The organism is Xanthobacter dioxanivorans, assembly GCF_016807805.1.
GTDB lineage: Bacteria > Pseudomonadota > Alphaproteobacteria > Rhizobiales > Xanthobacteraceae > Xanthobacter > Xanthobacter dioxanivorans.
In genome coordinates this window covers 2,947,664-2,967,566 of sequence record NZ_CP063362.1, presented here as the reverse complement: position 1 = coordinate 2,967,566, position 19,903 = coordinate 2,947,664, and the positions used below count along the sequence as shown (strand labels likewise).

General features: G+C 68.9%; 11 protein-coding genes and 1 pseudogene. 3 read left to right on the top strand and 9 right to left on the bottom strand.

Annotation, left to right across the window (positions count from 1 at the left end; translation table 11 throughout):
* Positions 1-27: 27 nt before the first annotated feature.
* The 4 genes and pseudogenes from EZH22_RS13870 to EZH22_RS13855 all read right to left on the bottom strand — a co-directional run bounded on the left by EZH22_RS13870 (position 28) and on the right by EZH22_RS13855 (position 10,849).
* The gene (locus tag EZH22_RS13870; RefSeq protein WP_408647732.1) at positions 28-2,439 is read right to left on the bottom strand and encodes a circularly permuted type 2 ATP-grasp protein; all 2,412 of its coding nucleotides are present in this window, start codon (positions 2,437-2,439) and stop codon (positions 28-30) included.
* A 313-nt stretch (positions 2,440-2,752) separates the two neighbouring features.
* Positions 2,753-6,155: pseudogene (locus EZH22_RS13865) on the bottom strand (transglutaminase family protein).
* 173 nt (positions 6,156-6,328) lie between these two features.
* A complete protein-coding gene (locus EZH22_RS13860) occupies positions 6,329-9,517 on the bottom strand; it encodes an efflux RND transporter permease subunit (protein ID WP_203196157.1) in 3,189 nt (1,062 codons plus the stop codon).
* 27 nt (positions 9,518-9,544) lie between these two features.
* A complete protein-coding gene (locus tag EZH22_RS13855; protein ID WP_203196156.1) occupies positions 9,545-10,849 on the bottom strand; it encodes an efflux RND transporter periplasmic adaptor subunit in 1,305 nt (434 codons plus the stop codon).
* A gap of 495 nt (positions 10,850-11,344) precedes the next feature.
* Between EZH22_RS13855 and secA the strand changes: the two genes are divergently transcribed.
* A complete protein-coding gene (gene secA / locus EZH22_RS13850; protein WP_203196155.1) occupies positions 11,345-14,140 on the top strand; it encodes a preprotein translocase subunit SecA in 2,796 nt (931 codons plus the stop codon).
* 56 nt (positions 14,141-14,196) lie between these two features.
* On the opposite strand, the gene EZH22_RS13845 is transcribed toward secA, so the two are convergent.
* From EZH22_RS13845 to EZH22_RS13835, 3 genes are all read right to left on the bottom strand, one after another.
* Positions 14,197-14,823 (bottom strand): Pr6Pr family membrane protein, encoded by a 627-nt coding sequence (locus tag EZH22_RS13845; protein ID WP_203196154.1) that lies wholly within the window; start codon positions 14,821-14,823, stop codon positions 14,197-14,199.
* Between the two features lie 286 nt (positions 14,824-15,109).
* Positions 15,110-16,369 carry a L,D-transpeptidase family protein gene (locus EZH22_RS13840; protein ID WP_203196153.1) on the bottom strand — a complete coding sequence of 420 codons (1,260 nt, stop codon included), beginning with the start codon at positions 16,367-16,369 and terminating at the stop codon, positions 15,110-15,112.
* A gap of 165 nt (positions 16,370-16,534) precedes the next feature.
* Complete coding sequence (locus EZH22_RS13835; protein ID WP_203196152.1) at positions 16,535-17,488, bottom strand: acetyl-CoA carboxylase carboxyltransferase subunit alpha; 954 nt, start codon at positions 17,486-17,488, stop codon at positions 16,535-16,537.
* A 654-nt stretch (positions 17,489-18,142) separates the two neighbouring features.
* Here EZH22_RS13835 and EZH22_RS13830 point away from each other — a divergent pair.
* Complete coding sequence (locus tag EZH22_RS13830) at positions 18,143-18,433, top strand: YggT family protein (RefSeq protein WP_203196151.1); 291 nt, start codon at positions 18,143-18,145, stop codon at positions 18,431-18,433.
* A 16-nt stretch (positions 18,434-18,449) separates the two neighbouring features.
* Positions 18,450-18,773, top strand: coding sequence for a DUF167 family protein (locus EZH22_RS13825; RefSeq protein WP_203196150.1), 324 nt, complete (start codon positions 18,450-18,452; stop codon positions 18,771-18,773).
* Between the two features lie 18 nt (positions 18,774-18,791).
* On the opposite strand, the gene EZH22_RS13820 is transcribed toward EZH22_RS13825, so the two are convergent.
* Together EZH22_RS13820 and kduD are read right to left on the bottom strand one after the other, a co-directional pair.
* Entirely contained in the window at positions 18,792-19,142 is a 351-nt protein-coding gene (locus tag EZH22_RS13820; protein ID WP_203196149.1) for a cupin domain-containing protein, read from the bottom strand.
* A gap of 17 nt (positions 19,143-19,159) precedes the next feature.
* Positions 19,160-19,879: a 2-dehydro-3-deoxy-D-gluconate 5-dehydrogenase KduD gene (gene kduD / locus EZH22_RS13815; RefSeq protein WP_231711530.1), complete on the bottom strand. Its 720-nt coding sequence runs from the start codon at positions 19,877-19,879 to the stop codon at positions 19,160-19,162.
* Positions 19,880-19,903 lie beyond the last annotated feature (24 nt).

Below are 19,903 nucleotides of genomic sequence, written 5' to 3'. Positions count from 1 at the left end.
CGGGGATCCGTGGTCACGTTCCGGTCGTCACATGGTGAAGGTGAGGGTCATCTCCGGCGAGTGGCCCTGCAGGAAATAGTGGGACGAGATCTCGTCCGACAGCTCCATCAGCATGTGCTCCATGGCGTCGAACCAGCCCGGATCGAAGCTCTCCGCCGTGCTCGCGGCCAGTTCCGCCTGCATGCGCGCCACCAGCCGCTCCCAGCGCGGCGGCGGGGCGTCCTGGTCGCGCCCCGGCAGTACCTTCAGGTGGTTCGCCATGCGGTGGACCTGGAACGTCACCGAGCGCGGATTGTCCGGATCCAGCAGCACCAGGTCGAGCACCGGCCCGCGGGCCTCCATCATCACGTAGCGGGTGCGATAGGTGATGAGGCTGTCGGCCACCTGCAGCAGCGCATCGAGGGAGCCCTGCGGCGCGCCCTGCTCGCCGAAGGTGCGGGCGAACCGCAGCGTGCCGATGGCCCGCTCGGTGCGTCGCCCCAGCTCCAGGAAGCGCCAGCCGGTGAGACGGTTCATGTTCTCGCTGGCGAGGCCCGAGAAGGCGGCGATGATGCGCAGGGCGGCGTCGGCCCGCTCGGCTGCGTCCGCCTCGGACGGGGCGGAGGGCATGGGCGCCAGCACGCAGGCCTCCAGGTCCACCAGCGCCCGCCAGGCGTCGGGCGAAAAGCGGTCGCGGATGACCGAGGCCGCTGCGCGCGCCGCCTGCACCAGCTGCGGCAGGGCGCCGGGCACGTCGCGGCGGGTCAGCACCGCCACCGCGTAGCGGGCCGGCGTGGCGCGGGCGAGATCGCGCGGCATGGCGCCCCAGGCGCCGAGCAGGCCCAGCAGGCGCGAGACGAGGGGGCTGGTGCCGCTGTCCCCGCTCTCGGCGAGGCGGCCCACGAGGACACGGGAAAGGCGCAGCGCCGCCTCGGCGCGCTCCACATAGCGCCCGAGCCAGAACAGGTTGTCCGCCGCGCGGCTCGGCAGGGTACCGGAGGAGCGGCGGACCTTCACGTTGTCCGGGCTCGGCAGCAGGGTGGTGTCCGCCACTTCCGCGTCGGCCAGCACCCACACGTCGGCCGAGCGGTCGCCCTTCTGCATGGAGACGGCGCGGGCATCCGCCGCCGAGGAGATGCGGCAGAAGCCCCCCGGCATGACCGTCCAGCCCTTGTCGGTGGCGGCGAGGAACACCCGCAGCATGAAGGGCCGCGGCGTCAGCTTCTCGCCGGTCCACACCGGGGTGGTGGAGAGGCGGGCGATATCCTGGCCCACCACGTCCGCGCCGCGGCGGGCGAGCAAGGTGGACAGGCGCCGGCGATCGGCCGCCGGCAGGTCCGCGCCGAGCACCGAGCCGCCATCCGGCAGACCCGGCAAGGCCCGGCCGAAGGCGGAGGAGATGACGAGTTCGTCCAGATGCTCCATCACCTGCGCCCGCTCCGCCGGCTGGCCGCACCACCAGGTGGCCACGTGCGGCAGGCTCAGCGGGCGGCCAAACAGGCGGGTGGCGACGCGCGGCAGGAAGGCGAGCAGGGCCGGCGCCTCGATCAGGCCGCTGCCGAGGGCGTTGGCGAGGGAGACGCCGCCCGCGCGCGCCGCCTGGACCAGCCCCGGCACGCCAAGCCGCGAGCGGGCGTTCAGCTCCAGCGGATCGGCGAAGTCGGCGTCGAGCCGCCGCAGCAGCACGTCGATGCGGCGCAGCCCCGCCACCGTCCGCACGTGCAGCGTGTCGCCGCGCACGGTGAGGTCCTCGCCCTCCACCAGCAGGAAGCCGAGATAGCGGGCGAGCAGCGCGTGCTCGAAATAGGTCTCGTTCAGCGGGCCTGGGGTGAGCAGCCCGATGCGGCCCTCCCCGGTGCGGTCGAGCTTGAGCAGCGAGGTGCGCAGCGCCTGGAAGTAGCCGGCCACCCGCTGCATGTTGAGGCTGCGCGAGACATCCGGCAAGGCGCGGGTGGAGGCCAGCCGGTTTTCCAGCGCGTAGCCGGCGCCGGAGGGAGCCTGGGTCCGGTCGGCCAGCACCCACCAGCGCCCGTCGGGCCCGCGGCCCACGTCGGCGGCGTACAGGCGCAGGAAGCGGCCGCCTTCGGGCCGCACCCCCACCAGCGGGCGCAGGAATTCCGGGCTCCCCGCCACCGCGGCGGCGGGCAGGTCGCCGTCGGCGACCAACTGGCCGGGGCCGTAGACGTCCTGCAGCACCTCTTCCAGAAGCTCGGCGCGCTCGATCAGGCCGGCGGCCAGCACCTCCCATTCCGCCTTCTCGATGAGCAGCGGCATGTGGCTGAGCGACCATGGCCGCTCGCCGCCCCCGGTATCGTCGTAGACGCGGTAGAACACGCCGGAATCACGCAGATAGCGGTCGGCCGCGGAGAAGCGCCGGCGCAACTCGTCGGAGCCCAGCTCGGCGAGGGCCGCGAGGAACGGCAGCCAGTGGCTTCGCGGCTGGCCATCCTGGTCCATCATCTCGTCGCGGACGCCCGGCAGGGTGCGATAGCCACCGATCAGGCTCTCGGCCGCAGCCCTCTCGAACGCCTCGCTGCGCTGCTCCGCCCCCGCCACGATCTTCCTTTCGCCGCGTCCGCCGCTGCGGACCGCTCATTATGCGCGCACCGGCGCGAGATGCATCCTTCTTTGGAAGGAATCCAGGCGCCGGCATCGCGGCGACCGCCCGGCAATGCCGCCGGCGGTCCCATCAGGCCGCCGCCGCGCTCGCCCCCGGGCCGCTTTGCCCCCCGCCCCGCGAGGCGGGGGAGACGATGCCGCGCCCTCGCGGCGTTCAGCCTCCCTGCGACAGGCGCAGGTCGAGGGTGGTGGGGAACTCGCCCGGCGCGGTCTCGGCCGGGACGTGGACGACGCCGGGCGTGTGGCCGTAATCCTGGAAGCGGGCGAGGCGGCGCGCCTCCGCCTCGTAGGAGTTCACCGGGAAGGTGTCGTAGCTGCGGCCGCCCGGATGGGACACGTAATAGACGCAGCCCCCCGCGAGCGATCGCTCCAGGTGTCCACCACGTCGAAGGTGAGCGGCGAATGCACCGGGATGGTGGGATGCAGGCCCGACCAGGGCTGCCACGCCTTGTACCGTACGCCGGCGACAAAGGTGCCGTTGCGCCCGGTGGGCGCCAGCGGGACGCGGCGGCCGTTGCAGGTGAGCACATGGCGGGAGGGGTTGAAGCCCTCCACGGTCACCTGCAGGCGCTCCACCGAGGAGTCCACGTAGCGCGCGGTGCCGCCGGTGACGCCCTCCTCGCCCAGCACGTGCCAGCACTCCAGCGCCTGGCGGACCTCCACGTCCACGCCGGCCCGCTGCACCTTGCCATAGGCGGGAAAGCGGAACTCGAACTGCGCCCGGAACCATTCCGGATCGAAGCTATAGCCGGCGTCGCCGAGATCATCGAGCACGTCGACGAAGTCCGCCCAGACATAGTGCGGGAGCATGAAGCGGTCGGTCAGGGTGGTGCCCCAGCGCGTGCACTTGCCGTGCACCGGCTTGTGCCAGAGCCGGGCGATGAGGGCGCGCAGGAGCAATTGCTGCGCAAGACTCATGCGCCAGTCCGGCGGCATCTCGAAGCAGCGGAACTCCACCAGACCGAGGCGGCCGGAGGGGCCGTCCGGCGAATAGAGCTTGTCGATGGAGATTTCCGTGCGGTGGGTATTGCCGGTGACATCCACCAGCAGGTTGCGCAGCAGGCGGTCCACCAGCCACGGCGCCGGCGGCGGGGTGTCGCTGCCCGGCAGGGCGATCTTGGAGAAGGCGATCTCCAGCTCGTAGAGGCTGTCGTGGCGCGCCTCGTCCACCCGCGGATGCTGCGAGGTGGGGCCAATGAACAGGCCGGCGAACATGTAGGACAGGGATGGGTGGCGCTGCCAGTAGAGCAGCAGGCTCTTGAGCAGGTCCGGGCGGCGCAGGAACGGGCTATCGGCCGGTGTCGCGCCCCCCACCACCACGTGGTTGCCGCCGCCGGTGCCGGTGTGGCGGCCGTCCACCATGAACTTCTCGGTGCCGAGCCGCGAGAGGCGCGCCTCCTCGTAGAGGATGCGGGTGATGTCGACGCAGCCGGACCAGGTCTCGGAGGGATGGACGTTCACCTCCAGCACGCCCGGATCGGGCGAGAGGCGGATGACGTCGAGACGATAGTCGAAGGGCGGCGGATAGCCCTCGAGGTGAAGCGGGGTGTTCAGCTCGATCGCCACCTGCTCAACCGCGGCGATGAGGTCCAGATAGTCCTCCAGCACCTCCACCGGCGGCAGGAACACGCACAGCCGCCCGCCCCGCGGCTCCACGCAGAGCGCGGTGCGGGTGTCCTCCGCGTAGATCTGGGTGTCGTTCTTGGCGAGATACTGGCGCACCAGCTCCTGCGCGCGCTCGCCGGTGCCATAGGCTTCGGTGCGGGCGGCCACGCGATAACGCTCGCGCGCGTCGCTCGCCGCCTCGCCCGCCGGCTCGCCGTCCGCCGCCGCGCGATAGCGGCTGCGGAACGCCTCGGCGTCCGGGAGCGGCCCGCGCGGCTCGAACGGGTCGGTCGGCACGATGTAGGGATAACGCGTGGGCGCCAGATACATCATGGATTCGAGCGGAAGCCGGTAGCCGATGGGGCTCTCGCCGGGGATCAGGAACAGAAACTCGCGGCGGAAGGTCCAGGTTTCCGAACGCCAGGCCGGCCCTTCCGGGGTCGCGATCCGCTTCAGCGGCAGCACCGCGCCGGTGGGCGTGGCGAGGCCCTGGTTGAAGGTGCGCACCAGCATGCGCCGCGCCACCTCGTCGGCCATGCGCTCGTCGCCGGGGGCGATGTTCTCGGGAAGGGACTGCTCCTTCCACATGAAATAGATGTTGTCCTCGTAGGCGGGCTGCACGAACTGCGCACCCACCTTCAGCTTCTCGGCCAGGGCCTTGCAGAAGCGGTCCGCGTCGGCGGCGGTGGCGCCGTAATTGATCTTCTCGTCGGCGATCAGGTCCTCGCGCCGCCACATGGGCTGGCCGTCCTTGCGCCAGAACAGGTCGAAGGACCAGCGCGGCAGCGTCTCGCCGGGATACCACTTGCCCTGGCCGTAATGCAGCACGCCCTCGGCGGAGAAGCGCCGGCGCAGGCGGCGGATGAGGTCGTCAGCGCGCACCCGCTTCTGCGGGCCGAGGGCCTCGGTGTTCCATTCCGGCGACTCATAGTCGTCGATGGAGACGAAGGTGGGCTCGCCGCCCATGGTGAGGCGTACGTCGCCGGCCTTGAGGTCCTCGTCCACCTTGTGGCCGAGGGCGTCGAGGGCGGCCCAGGTCTCGTCGGAGAAGGGCAAGGTGACGCGCGGCGCCTCGGCGACGCGGGCAACGCTCATGTCGAAGCCGAACTCGGTCTCCGACTTCTCAAGCAAGTATCCGGTGATGGGCGCCGCCGACCGGTAATGGGGGTCGCGGCCAACGGAATGTGGCCCTCGCCGCAGAGCAGGCCGGAGGTGGGGTCGAGGCCGATCCAGCCCGCGCCCGGCACATACACCTCGCACCAGGCGTGCAGGTCGGTGAAGTCCACGTCGGTGCCGGACGGACCGTCCAGCGCCGCCACGTCGGGCTTCAGCTGGATCAGGTAGCCGGACACGAAGCGCGCGGCGAGGCCGAGATGGCGCAGCACCTGCACCAGCAGCCAGCCGGTGTCGCGGCACGAGCCGAGCTTCTTGGTGAGCGTCTCGTCCGGCGTCTGGACACCCGGCTCCATGCGGATGACGTAGCCGATCTCCTGCTGCATCCGCTGGTTGATTTCCACGAGGAAATCCACGATACGGCGCGGCTCGCGCGAGACCGAGGCGACGAAGGCGTCGAACGGCGTCCCCTCGCTCTCCAGCTCGAGGTAGGGAGCAAGCTCCGCCTTCAGCTCGGGGGCGTAGGTGAAGGGGAAGTTCTCGGCATATTCCTCGACGAAGAAGTCGAACGGATTGAGCACGTCGAGCTTGGCGAGGAGATCCACCTCGACCTTAAACTCCTCCACCTTCTCCGGGAAGACGATGCGCGCGAGCCAGTTGCCGAACGGGTCCTGCTGCCAGTTGATGAAATGTTCGGCTGGCGAAATCTTGAGCGAATAGGCGGGAATCTCGGTGCGGCTGTGCGGCGCCGGGCGCAGGCGGATGGTCTGCGGACCCATGGCCACCGGGCGCTCATACTTGTAGCTCGTGACGTGATGCAGGCTCGCGAGGATCGACATGAAGGCACCTGGTCCTGCGGGCGACGGCCCCGGGGGGCAGCCCAACGGTTGGGTGGAACGCATTCAGCCAAGGTTAGCCAAGCCCCTTATGGGGCGAAAGCGCGACTTTGCGGCGACGCTCGCCTCGTTGGCGAGCAAGTGCCGCATTAAACGGCACCAGCGGCGCCCCGGGTTCAGGCAGATGCGGGCGCCGGGGGCACGTCGGGTTCGGGGGGCGTGAGGCCGCCCGCCTTCTTCTTCCTGCCCTTCAACTTCTCCTCGAAGCGCTGCAGCACCGTGTAGAAGGACGGCACGAACAGCACCGCGAGGCAGGTGGAGGCAAGCATGCCCGAGACCACCGCGATGCCGATGGACTTGCGCGAGTTCGCGCCGGCGCCGGTGGCGAACACCAGCGGCAGCACGCCGAGGATGAAGGCGAACGAGGTCATGAGGATGGGGCGGAACCGGAGGCGCGAGGCCTCCACCGCCGCATCCATGATCTCCATGCCCTCCGCCCGCTTCTCGCGGGCGTACTCCACGATCAGGATCGCGTTCTTTGAGGCGAGCGCGATCAGGAGCACGAGGCCGATCTGGGTGTAGAGATTGTTGGCGACGCCGAGCCCCAGCAGCGCCCCCACCGTGCCGAGCAGCGCCAGCGGCACCGCAAGGATCACGGCCATGGGCTGGATCCAGCTCTCATACTGTCCGGCCAGCACGAAATAGACGAGCAGAATGGCGAGGCCGAACACGTAGTAGATCTGATTGCCCACCGCCTTCTCCTGATAGGACATGGCGGTCCACTCGAAGCCGGCTCCGGGCGGTAGGGTCGAGGTGGCGATCTGCTCCATCAGCGACAGCGCCTGCCCGGAGGAGAAGCCGGCCGATTCGGCCCCCACGACGGTGGAGCTCGGATAGAGGTTGTAAAGCGAGATCAGGGGCGGGCCCTGCACCGTCTTGATGTCCACCAGCGTGCCCAGGGGCACCATGTCGCCGCCAGGCGTGCGGACCTTCAGGCCCACCAAGTCCGCCGGCGTGACGCGGTAGCCCGCCTCCGCCTGCACGTAGACCTGGAAAACATTGCCGAACTTGTTGATCTGGTTGACGTAGGTCGAGCCCAGATAAGACGAGATGGTGTTGAACACCTGCCCCACGGTGACGCCCAGCGTCTCCGCCTTGATGCGGTTGACCTCCACCTCGATCTGCGGCGCCCCGGCGCGGAACGAGGAGGAGACGTGGCTCAGCGCCGACTGGGCCCGCGCCTTGTCGACGATGGTGGTGGTGATCTGCTCCAGCAGGCGGTAGTCGAAATTGCCGTTGCGCAGCTGCGGCTGCATGGTGAAGCCGGCGGCGTTGCCGATGCCCTGGATGGCCGGAGGCACCAGGATCAGCACTTCCGCCTCCTCCACGTCCGCCACCGCCTTGTTGAGGTTGTTGTAGAGCGAGAGCAGGTCCTGCCCGGTGGTGGCGTAGCGCACGTCCCACGGCGTGAGGGTGATGTAAAGCACCCCGGCATTGGACAGGGTGGAGGAGTTGTCGAGCACCGAGATGCCGGAGATGCCGAGCGCGGTCTTGACCCCCGGCACCTTGCGCACGCGATCGGACACGTCGGCGACGATCTGCTTGGTGCGGTTGAGGTTGGAGGCGTCCGGCAGCTGCACGTGGGCCAGGAAGTAGCCCTGGTCCTCGATCGGCAGGAAGGCGGTGGGGATCCGCGTCAGGCCATAGGCGGCGACGCTCATGAGCGCGATGGCGATGATCACCATCAGCTTGGAATGATGCACCATGCGGGAGATGAGTCCCGCATACCAGTGCTCCGCCTTGCCGTAGATGGTGTTGAAGCCGCGATAGATGAAGTTGCGCTTCTCCGGCGGCACCGGCTTGCGCAGCCAGAGGGCGCACTGGGTGGGCTTGAGCGTCGCCGCGTTGATGGCCGAGATGAAGGCCGTCGCGGCGATGACCAGCGCGAACTGCTTGAACATCTGCCCGGTCAGGCCCGGTATGAACGAGGCCGGCAGGAACACGGACATGAGCACGAGGGTGATGCCCACCACCGGGCCGAACAGCTCGTCCATGGCCTTTTCCGCGGCCGGCTGCCCGTCCATGCCCTCCTCGATGTGGCGCGCCACGCCCTCGACGATGACGATGGCGTCGTCCACCACGATGCCGATGGCAAGGATGATGGCGAACAAGGTCGAAAGGTTGATGGTGAAGCCCATGGCGTCCATGGCGGCGAAGGCGCCGATGATGGTCACCGGCACCGTGGTCGCCGGCACCAGCGTCGCCCGCCAGTCCTGCAGGAAGAGCAGGATCACCACCAGCACCAGCAGCGCCGCCTCGAACAGGGTCTTCCAGACCTCGTCGATGGAGGCGGACACGAACCAGGTGGTGTTGAAGGGGATGTTGTATTCGAGCCCCTCGGGGAAGCTCTTCTTCAGCTCCTCCATCTTCAGCGCCACCTGGGCGGACACCTGCAGGGCGTTGGCGGCGGGAAGCTGGAAAATGCCGATGCCGGCCGCAGGCTTGTTGTCCTGCATGAAGTCCTTGGAATAGCTCTGCGAGCCCAGCTCTACGCGGCCGATATCCCGGATGCGGACGATGCGCCCGCCGTCCGAATTATCCACCTTGACGATGATGTTCTCGTAGTCCTTCGCCTCGTCCAGGCGCCCCTTGATGTTCACCGTGTACTGGAAGGCGGCGTTGGACGGCGCCGGCGGAATGCCGAGCTGGCCGGGGGTGACCTCCTGGCTCTGCTTCTGGATGGCGTTGGAGATGTCCGTCGGGGTCAGCCCGAACGCCTGCATGCGGTCGGGATCCATCCAGATGCGCATGGCGTAGGTGCCGGCGCCGAACACGCCCACGTTGGCGACGCCGTAGACGCGTTCCAGCTCGTTCTGGATGTTGATGATGGCGTAGTTGTTGAGGAACAGGCCGTCATACCGTCCGTCCGGCGAGATCAGGGTCACGAACTCGAGGATCGAGGTGCCCTTCTGCAGGATGGTGACGCCCTGCGCCTGCACCGCGGTGGGCAGCGAGGCAAGGGCGATGTTGACGCGGTTCTGCACCAGCACCTGCGCCATATTCGGATCGGTGCCGATGGCGAAGGTGACGATCAGGGTGTAGGTGCCGTCCGATGCCGACCAGGACTGCATGTAGAGCATGCCCTCGACGCCGTTCACCTGCTGCTCGATGGGCAGGGCGACCGTGTCGATGAGCGTCTTGGCGGAGGCGCCCGGATAGGACGTGGACACCGACACCGTCGGCGGCACGATGTTCGGATACTGCGATACCGGCAGCCGCATGAGCGAGACAAGCCCGATCAGCACGAACACCAGTGCGAGCACGTTCGAGAGGACCGGCCGCTCGATGAAAAAGCGCGAGATCATGGGCGCTGCCCCAGGTTCGAGGGCGGATCAGTTCTTCGGGGTCGAAGGCGAGGTCGGCGCCTGCGAGGGCGCGACCGAAGGCGCGGCCACCGCCGGCGCATTGGCGGGCGCGACCCCGGCCGGCTTCGGCAGCGGCTTGCTGCCGTCGTCGGTCTTGGGCGCGGCGATGCCGACGATCTTGCCTGCCTCCACGTCCACCTTGGAGCCCGGCACCGCGCGCTGGATGCCGTTGATGATGATGCGGTCGGAGCTCTTCAGCCCGCCTTCCACGGCACGCAGCCCGTCCGCCTGGAGCTGGCCGAGGGTGATCTGCGCCTGCGACACCACGTTGTCCGCGCTGACCGTCAGCACGTAGGGGCCGAGCTGGTTGGCGCTGATGGCGGCGTCCGGCACGAGGAGGGTGGTCGCCGCCTTGCCCAGCGGCACGCGCACCCGGGCGAAAAGGCCGGGGAGAAGGGCGAAATCGTCGTTCTGGAAGAGGCCGCGCACGGTGAGCGTGCCGAGGCTGGGGTCCACCTGCGGCGCGATGTAGTCGATGCGGCCCGTGTGCGGATAGCCGGTCTCGGTCTGCAGCCCGATCTCGATGGGGATGTCCGGCACCTCGCGGGTGATGGAAACCAGCGAGCGGCCGTCCTTGGCGAGGTGTTCCTTGATGCGCAGCACCTGCTGCTCGCTCAGGGTAAACCAGACCCAGATGGGGTTGAGCTGGACGATGGTGGCGAGCTTGGTGGGCCCGCTGTAGCCGACGAGGGCGCCCACGTCCTGCAAGTGGGCCGTGACCGCGCCGTCGAAGGGCGCGGCGACCTCGGTATAGCCGAGGTTGATCTGGGCCAGCAGCAGCGAGGCCTGGGCGTTGGCCACATCGGCCACCGCCGAATCACGCTTGGCGCGCGCCTGGTCGAGGGTGGCCTGGGAGGCGAAGTCCTGCTTGGCGAGCTGCGCCTGCCGGTTGTATTCCGCCTCGGCCTGCACCTGCGCGGCCTGGTTGGCGGCGAGGGTCGCCTTGGCCTGGTCCAGCTGGGCCTTGTACTGGTCCTGCTCGATCACGAACAGCACCGAGCCCTTCCGGGCGAGCGCGCCATCCTTGTAGTTGATGGAGGTGAGGAAGCCCTGGACGCGCGCGTTCAGGTCCACCGAATTGATGGCGGCGGTGTTGCCGGTGAGCTCTAGGAAGCGCGTCACCGGCTGCTCCAGAACCGGAGCGACCGTCACCTTGGGAGGCGGGGGTGGAACGTAGGTGTTCTTCTCCTCGCAGGCCGCCAGGAGTAAGGCCGCACAAAGCGCGACGCTGCCACGCTGCAGCCCACCGGACACCCCGATACCCCCCACCATACTCCATCCCCCGATTGTGCAGTCGCGGCGGATAGTAAGCATGGGGTCCAGACGTGTCCATGAGAGGAATGGGCCGGGTCCCGCGTGCCGGCCGGATTTGCCGCGGCCTGTGCAAGGCAGCAACGCTTTGTCAAAGCAGCGCGGATGCGCCTCCGGTCCGAGCGCGCGACGGCGGGCGAGCCGGGAGGGGAGATGAGCACCGGCAGGGGCGCGACGGGCCGCGGCCGCCCTCCCCCGCGCGGCGCACGGCACCCGGATCGCCCGACCTCGCATTGACATTGCCCCGACCCGTTCATAAGTGTCCCGCTGGTACGCTGCCCCCGAAGGGACGCGCGAAAGCGGCTGCGCGCTTTGTCGCTGCACCCGCCTGCGCGCGCCCTGCGGACTTGCTGACGCCGCATTGCGGTTGTCCAAAGGCGCATCATTGACCGGAGGGTCCGGCGGCCCGTCTCCGCCCTCCTTGAGACCTGACGGATCGGAACAGAGACACAACCCATGTTAGGTGGACTTGCCCGCAAGCTCTTCGGCTCCGCGAACGATCGCCGGGTGAAGGGATACCGTCCCCGCGTTCAGGCCATCAACGCACTGGAGCCGGAGTTGGAGGCGCTTTCCGACGAGGCGCTCCGGGCCCGGACCGACGACTTCCGCCGCCAGATCGCCGAAGGCAAGACGCTGGACGACCTTCTGGTGCCGGCCTTCGCCACCGTGCGCGAGGGCGCCAAGCGCGCGCTGGGCATGCGGCCGTTCGACGTGCAGCTCATCGGCGGCATGGTGCTGCACGAGGGCGGCATCGCCGAGATGAAGACCGGCGAGGGCAAGACCCTGGTCGCCACCCTTCCCGTCTACCTCAATGCCCTGGCCGGCAAGGGCGTGCACGTGGTGACGGTGAACGACTACCTCGCCAAGCGCGACGCCGAGTGGATGGGCCGCCTCTACCGCTTCCTCGGCCTCACCACCGGCATCATCGTCCACGGCCTCGACGACGACGAGCGCCGCGTCGCCTACGCCAGCGACGTGACCTACGCCACCAACAACGAGCTCGGCTTCGACTATCTGCGCGACAACATGAAGTACGAGCGCGCCCACATGGTGCAGCGCCCGCACTTCTACGCCATCGTCGACGAGGTGGACTCCATCCTCATCGACGAGGCGCGCACGCCCCTCATCATCTCCGGCCCGCTCGACGACCGCTCCGACTTCTACAACACCATCGACGCCTACATCCCGCGCCTCGCCAAAGAAGACTACGAGGTCGACGAGAAGCAGCGCACCGTCACCATGACGGAAGCGGGCATGGAGAAGATGGAGCAGATGCTGACCGAGGCGGGGCTGCTCAAGTCCGAGAGCCTCTACGACATCGAGAATGTCTCGGTGGTCCACCATGTGAACCAGGCCCTGCGCGCCCACACCCTCTTCCAGCGCGACAAGGACTATATCGTCCGCAACGGCGAAGTGGTGATCATCGACGAGTTCACCGGCCGCATGATGCCCGGCCGGCGCTATTCGGAAGGCCTGCACCAGGCCCTGGAAGCCAAGGAGCGGGTGCAGGTCCAGCCCGAGAACCAGACGCTGGCCTCCATCACCTTCCAGAACTATTTCCGCCTCTACGACAAGCTGTCGGGCATGACCGGAACCGCCAACACCGAGGCGGCGGAGTTCTCCGACATCTACAAGCTCGAGGTGGTGGAGATCCCCACCAACGTGGCGATCTCCCGTACCGACGACGACGACGAGGTCTACCGCACCGCGGGCGAGAAGTACGCCGCCATCATCGAGCTGATCAAGGAATGCGCCGCGCGCGACCAGCCGGTGCTGGTGGGCACCACCTCCATCGAGAAATCGGAGCTGCTGGCGGAACTGCTCAAGCAGGCCGACTTCAAGCAGAAGGACTTCTCCGACCCGGAGGCCTTCTCCGGCCGCGAGCTCCTCAGCAATGACAGCGCTGTGAAGGCCTTCGCGGTGCTGAACGCGCGCTATCACGAGCAGGAGGCCTACATCGTCTCCCAGGCCGGCGTGCCGGGGGCGATCACCATCGCCACCAACATGGCCGGCCGCGGCACCGACATCAAGCTCGGCGGCTCCGCCGACATGCGCATCGACATCGAGCTGAAGGACCTGCCGGAAGGCGAGGAGCGCGCCGCCGCCGAAGCGAAGATCCGCGCCGAGGTGGAAGCGCTGAAGCAGAAGGCGCTGGCCGCCGGCGGCCTCTACGTGCTCGGCACCGAGCGGCACGAGAGCCGGCGCATCGACAACCAGCTGCGCGGCCGCTCCGGCCGCCAGGGCGACCCCGGCCATTCCAAGTTCTTCCTCTCCCTGGAAGACGACCTGATGCGCATCTTCGGGTCGGACAGGCTCGATGGCATGCTGCAGCGCCTCGGCCTGAAGGAAGGCGAGGCCATCATCCACCCCTGGATCAACAAGGCGCTGGAGAAGGCGCAGCAGAAGGTGGAAGCGCGCAACTACGACATGCGCAAGAACCTGCTCAAGTACGACGACGTGCTGAACGACCAGCGCAAGGTGGTGTTCGAGCAGCGCCTCGAACTGATGAATGACGGCGACGTCGCCGAGACCGTCGAGGACATGCGCCACGCCCTCATCACCGAGATGGTGGCCAAGCACATCCCCGAGAACGCCTATCCCGAGCAGTGGGACGTGGACGGCCTCGACGCGGCGCTGAAGGAGGTGCTCGCCCTCGAACTGCCCGTGAAGGAATGGGCGAAAGAGGAGGGCATCGCCGGCCCCGAGGTCACCGAGCGCGTCATTCGCCTGGCCGACGAGCTGATGGCGGCCAAGGCCGCCCAGTACGGGCCGGACATCATGCGCTATGTGGAAAAGTCCATCCTGCTGCAGACCCTCGATCACCTCTGGCGCGAGCATATCGCCATGCTCGACCACCTGCGGCAGGTGGTGGGGCTGCGCGGCTACGCCCAGCGCGACCCGCTCAACGAATACAAGTCCGAGGCCTTCAACCTCTTCTCCGCCTTGCTCAACCGGCTGCGCGAGATCGTCACCGCCCAGCTCATGCGGGTGGAGATCGTCACCCAGCCGCCGGCGACGGAGGAGCTTCCGCCCATGGAAGCCCACCACGCCGACCCCTTCACCGGCGAGGACGAGATCGCGTTCGCTGGTGCGTCCATCGGCAGCCGGCCCCAGCCCCTGCTCTCGGGCGACGTGGCGGTGGTGGAGCGTGATCCGAACGATCCCTCCAGCTGGGGGAAGGTGGGCCGCAACGAGGCCTGCCCCTGCGGCTCGGGCAAGAAATACAAGCACTGCCACGGCCGCTTCGCCTGAAGCGCCGGGTCTTTTCGGGTCTTGGGGGCGGGAGCCGTCCCGCCCGGGCGCGCCGCTCAGCGGGCGATGCGGCGGGCGAGCAGCCTGTCGATGCCGAGGAAAAGCAGGGCCGTCGCGAGGAACGCCGCGGCGAGCAGCACCGTGTTGAGGGCCATGCGCCCGTCCCCGAGCTTGGCCGGATCGAGGAACCAGTAGGCGTACCATCCGTCCGCCTCGCCCCGCGCCAGGGCATAGGCGAGGTAGAGGATCGGCGGCGCCATCGCCCACAGGGCGTCGCGGACGGCGAGGCTGCCGTGGCGTGACAGGCCCCAGGTCGCAAGGAACAGCAGCGGCGTCGCCTCATGCAGCAGGTGGTCCGCCACCGCCTGCCAGCCCGTGGGGTTCCACACGTGCCGGAGCAGCAGCGCGTAGATGATCCCCACCAGCACAATGGACACCACCGCCATCAGCCGCAGGCGCGGCGTCGCGATCCGCCCGGCCGGGTAAAGAGCCACCGCCGTCGCCACCACCGCGACGAGGCCGTTGGTGAGCACGGTGAAGAAGCCGAGGAAGCGCCACGCGGCGGCGCCCAGGCCCTGGCCGATGGCGGCCATCCTGACCACCACGATGCCCAGTTGCAGCGCCAGCGCCACCCAGGCAACCCCCGCCGTGACGGCCGCGGCCCGCCTCGCCCAGTCTTCCATGCGCCCCTCCCCTCCGGAAAGCATCCGTCGGCAGCAGTGAGCGTAAGCGGCACCTTAAGGCTTCAGCAAGCGGCGGGAGCGCCCGGTGCCGGCTTCGATCAGGCTGCGGCGGGCCGATCGGCGCGGGCTCCAGCCGCTCGAGGGGACGATGGCGGAAGCTCCGGCGCATGGGCGGAGCATAAGCGGAGACGGCGCCGGAGGGGGCGCGGCGGTGCCCGCAGCTCACGGCGCGTTCACGCTTTTCCGCATGCCGCCGAGCGAGAGCCTCCGGCCGAAGCCGCCCCGCTCACTGCGGGCGGGTGGCCGAGGGTTCGGAGGAGACGGACCGCTGCGGCACGGTGGCGGCCGCGACGCTCGCGACGGCCGCCGGGTTGGGCACGCCTGCGGCGGGCCTGGGAACGCCTGCGGCGGGCTTGGGCGCCGCGGCGGTCGCCACCACAGGCTTCGCGGCCGGGGGCTGAGGAGCGGCGGCGGGCGTGGGAACGCGGGCCACGGAGGCGGTGGTCGCCACTTCGGCCGGCGCAGCGGCGGCCCCGGTCACCTTCGGCGGGTTCACGTATTCCGGCAGCGTTCCCGGCGCCTCGGTGAAGGAGAGCTGTCCGCTCTCGCGCTCCTTGAGCTTGGCCAGGAAAACCGGGTGCATGCCGCCATCGCTGCCGGTGCGCACGGGCGCCAGCGGCGAGGACGGGGAAAGCTCCGCCACCTGGGCGTCGTCCTTCCTCTGCTTCTCGGCCACGGCGGAGGCGATCTGCGGCGGCACCTGATAGGGCGGGCAGGCGGCGGCGGCATCGAAGCCCCGGCCCGGCGCCGCCTCGGCGTCGAACACATAGGAGCGGGCGCACACGTTCACCTTCGGCTCCTGCCGGGTGACCTCGAAATGGTCGTAGCCCTGCTTCAGGTTGCGCCAGAAGGCCATGTTCGGGTTGTTGCGGTGCTTGGCGATGTTCTTCGGCGTCATGCGGAAGGGGTAGGCCTGCACCTGGAACGCCCGCTGCCCGCCGCCGAAGCTCTCGCGCGCCAGCGAGAAGATCTCGGAAATCTGCTCGTCGGTCATGGCGTAGCAGCCGGCGGACGAGCAGTCGCCATGCACCATGAGGAACTCGCCCGTGCGCCCGTAGGCGCGGTCGAAGGCGTTGGGGAAACCGAGGTTGAAGGACAGGTAGTAGTTGGAATTGGGGTTCATCTGCCCGGGGGTGATGGCATAGAAGCCCTCGGGCGCCTGCCGGTCACCCATCCGCACCTTGGGACCGAGCTCGCCCGACCAGCGGCAGATGGGATAGGTCTTCAAAAGGGCATAGGAGCCGTCGGAGGTGACCTTCCACACCTCGAGCTCCGCCTCTTCCTTGAAGATGCGCACCAGGATCGGGCTTGCCGGCGACATGTCCTTCTGCCCGAGCAGGGACACCATTTGCGGCGACAGCGGCTTGTTGGCCTTGCGCGCCACCTCGGAATCGGTCGCGTTGCACGCCGCGAGGGCGAGCGCCGCGACGGCGGCCAGGGCCACCATGCGGATGCGGGACGAGGCTTTCGTCAACGGACGGCTCAACGCTTGACTCCCGGGTCCCTGCCGGTCGCGGTGACCGACATGGTTAGTCCCTCAACCCTTGACGGCACGTAAAGAGTTGCCGCCCTGCTCCCTTGGAGACAATAAGGCAAATGCGGCCAAGATGAGATGCGCCGCACCCGTCCGCCCCCTGTCGCATGGACATGGTTAAAGCGATCTGCCGATGGCCAGGAACTTGTCGCGGCGCGCCTTGCGCACCTGCGCCCCATCAAGGCCGGCGAGCGAGGACAGGGCATCGGCGATGGCATCGCCCGCCGCCGCCACGGCCGCGTCGGGATCGCGGTGGGCCCCGCCGGCCGGCTCCTTGACGATGGCGTCGATGACGCCGAAGCGCAGCAGGTCCTGGGCGGTGATCTTCATGTTGGTGGCGGCGTCCTGCGCCTTCGCGGTATCGCGCCACAGGATGGAGGCCGCGCCTTCCGGCGAGATCACGCTGTAGATGGCATGCTCCATCATCAGCACCTTGTTGGCGGTGGCGATGGCGATGGCCCCGCCCGAGCCGCCCTCGCCGATGACGAGCGCCACGTTGGGCACCGAAAGGGAAAGGCACGCGTCGGTGGAGCGGGCAATGGCCTCCGCCTGCCCGCGCTCCTCGGCGCCGATGCCGGGATAGGCGCCGGCGGTATCCACCAGCGATATGACCGGCAGGCCGAAGCGGTCGGCAAGCTCCATGATGCGGGCCGCCTTGCGGTAGCCCTCCGGGCGCGCCATGCCGAAATTGTGCCGGATGCGCATTTCGGTGGAGGAGCCCTTCTCGTGGCCGAGCACGCACACGGCCTCGCCGCGGAACCGGGCGAAGCCGCCGAGGATGGCTTCGTCCTCGCCATATTTGCGGTCGCCCGCCAGCGGAGTGAAATCCTCGAACAGGCCGCGGGTGAAATCGGCGAAGTGGGGGCGCTGCGGATGGCGCGCCACCAACGTCTTCTGCCAGGGCGTGAGGTTGGTGTAGAGAGCGATCAGCGCCTCGCGCGCCTTGGCCTCCAGCCGCTGTACCTCGTCGGTGATGGCCACCCCCTCGCCGGAGGAAGCCAGCGCCCGCAGCTCTTCCACCTTGGCCTCGAGTTCGGCGACCGGCTTCTCGAAGTCCAGATAGCTGCGCATGAGTGTCCGTGGGGTTGGAGGGGGTCGAACGCGGCGCCCCCCCGACGCGGCGCGAAGCTGCCTTCGCCGCGACGGCAAGTCAAGGCCACCAAGTCAAAGGCCGCCGAGTCAAGGCCGCCAAATCAAGGCGCAGCCCGATGCGCCCGGTTATTGTAACCGTCGTGCCGGCTTACGAGGCCGGCGCAGGAAACAGCGCGAGCCGCCGACGGCTGCATCGTGCGCATTCGCGGTTTTGCCGCGGCCCCCACGCGGCGGATGCGCCCTTTGAAACGCAAACACGGCTGCAGCGTTGTCTTCCAATGATGGTCAGATGATGGAGGCTGCCATGCCCGCCCATGTTCCCACGCCCCGGACGCCACGTCCCCCCACGGAAGCCCGCCCCACCGGAACCCCCGCGACAAAAGCTCCGGTCGCGGCAGGAAAACCCAGCGCCGGAAACGACTTTCCCGCGGCCGGTCCGCATGCCAAGCCGCACCTGACCGATCCGGAGAAGACGCCGGGCGCCGGCGCCCTGCCCGATCCCGGACGGCCCCGCGATGGCGACGCGACCGGCTGACGCAGGCGGCGGGCGCCTCGGCGTGGTGCCTTACGCCTTGTTCGGAGGAGCCTCGGGGGCTATTGCTGTGGCGCAACTCCCCGGGGACCGTTTCTGCGATGCGCGCACTGCTCGACGTCATCCTTGTCGTACTGCAACTCTACGTCTGGATCCTGATCGCGGCGGCGGTGCTGTCCTGGCTCGTCGCGTTCAATGTGGTGAACCCGTACAATTCGTTCGTGCGGAACGTGGGCGAGTTCCTCTTCCGCGTCACCGAGCCGGTCCTGGCGCCCATCCGCAACCTGCTGCCCAATCTCGGCGGCATCGATCTGTCGCCGATGGTGCTGATCCTGCTGATCTTCTTCCTCCAGCAGGTGATCCACTACTACGTCTACCCCAACGTGTTCTGAGAGGCCGGCACACCCCGTGTCCTTCCTGAAGCTGCTCGCCGACGGCGTGGAGGTCACCATCCGTGCCACCCCGCGCGGCGGGCGCGACGGCCTCGACGGGCTCGCCAGCCTGTCGGACGGGCGGGAAGTGCTGAAGGTGCGGGTGCGCGCCGCCCCCGAGGATGGCGCCGCCACGGCGGCGGTGTGCAAGGTGCTGGCCCAGGCGGCGGGGGTCGCACCCTCGCAGGTGAGGCTCGCCTCGGGCGCCACCGCCCGGGTGAAGGTCTTCCGCATGTCCGGCGACGCCCCGGCGCTGGCGGCGGCGCTCACCGCCGCAGCCGCGGGCAAGGCGAAGGGCTGACCCCTCCCTATCCGGGTCTCAGGCGTCCTTCAGGAAATCCGCCCGCATGGGGGCGAACACGTCCACCAGCACGCCGGGCTCGATGCAGATCGCCCCGTGATGGACGCCCGAGGGCACGTAGAAGCTGTCGCCGGCCTTGAGCCGCTGCGTCCGCCCGTCGATGGTCAGGTCGAACACGCCGCTCTCCACGCTGGTGATCTGCACGTGAGGATGGCTGTGCGGCGCGCCGCCGGGTCCGGGCGTCTTGAAGATGACCCGCACCATCATGATCTCGTCGTTGAAGGTGAGGATCTGCCGGCTCACCACCTCGTCGATCACCTCCACCGGCGTTGCATCGGCGAAGGCGAAGACGTCCCCTTTTTCGCTCATGGATCTCTCCTGTCGGCTCAGCGGGCGAGCCAGCCGCCGTCCACCGGCAGCACGACGCCGTGCACATAGTCCGCCGCGCGGGAGGCCAGGAACACCGCCGCCCCGCCGATGTCCGACGGATCGCCCCATTTTCCCGCCGGGATGCGGGCGAGGATGGCGGCGTTGCGGTCCGGGTCCGCGCGCAGCGCCTCGGTGTTGTTGGTGACGAAATAGCCGGGCGCGATGGCGTTCACATTGATGCCCCGCCCCGCCCATTCGCAAGCCAGCAGCCGCGTCAGGCCGGCCAGCCCGCTCTTGCTCGCCGTGTAGGAGGGAATGCGGATGCCGCCCTGGAAGGAGAGCAGCGAGGCGATGCTGATCACCTTGCCGCCCTTCCCGTCCTGAAGCATGCCGCGCGCCACCGCCTGGGTGAGGAAGAAGGTGGACTTGAGGTTGACGTTCATCACGTCGTCCCAGTCCTGCTCGGTGAAGTCGATGGCGTCGGCGCGGCGGATGATGCCGGCATTGTTGACCAGGATGTCGACACGCCCCCCCGCCCGCGCCTCCGCGACGACGCGCTCGATCGGCTCCAGCGTCGCGAGGTCCGCGGCGACGGCGGTGAACGACGCCCCGGCGGCGCGCACCAGGTCCGCCGTCTCGTCCATGGCGGAGCGGCCGACGCCCACCACCTGCGCCCCCGCCGCGCCCAGGGCCACGGCGATGGCCTGGCCGAGGCCGGTATTGGCGCCGGTCACCATCGCGCGGAGGCCGGCAAGGTCGAA

What these genes read in the sequence shown, in the direction of transcription:
- EZH22_RS13870 (WP_408647732.1), bottom strand. Translation starts at nt 2,439, where the DNA reads ATGATGGACCAGGATGGCCAGCCGCGAAGCCACTGGCTGCCGTTCCTC.
- EZH22_RS13860 (WP_203196157.1), bottom strand. Translation starts at nt 9,517, where the DNA reads ATGATCTCGCGCTTTTTCATCGAGCGGCCGGTCCTCTCGAACGTGCTC.
- EZH22_RS13855 (WP_203196156.1), bottom strand. Translation starts at nt 10,849, where the DNA reads ATGGTGGGGGGTATCGGGGTGTCCGGTGGGCTGCAGCGTGGCAGCGTC.
- secA (WP_203196155.1), top strand. Translation starts at nt 11,345, where the DNA reads ATGTTAGGTGGACTTGCCCGCAAGCTCTTCGGCTCCGCGAACGATCGC.
- EZH22_RS13845 (WP_203196154.1), bottom strand. Translation starts at nt 14,823, where the DNA reads ATGGAAGACTGGGCGAGGCGGGCCGCGGCCGTCACGGCGGGGGTTGCC.
- EZH22_RS13835 (WP_203196152.1), bottom strand. Translation starts at nt 17,488, where the DNA reads ATGCGCAGCTATCTGGACTTCGAGAAGCCGGTCGCCGAACTCGAGGCC.
- EZH22_RS13830 (WP_203196151.1), top strand. Translation starts at nt 18,143, where the DNA reads ATGCGCGCACTGCTCGACGTCATCCTTGTCGTACTGCAACTCTACGTC.
- EZH22_RS13820 (WP_203196149.1), bottom strand. Translation starts at nt 19,142, where the DNA reads ATGAGCGAAAAAGGGGACGTCTTCGCCTTCGCCGATGCAACGCCGGTG.
- kduD (WP_231711530.1), bottom strand. Translation starts at nt 19,879, where the DNA reads ATGGTGACCGGCGCCAATACCGGCCTCGGCCAGGCCATCGCCGTGGCC.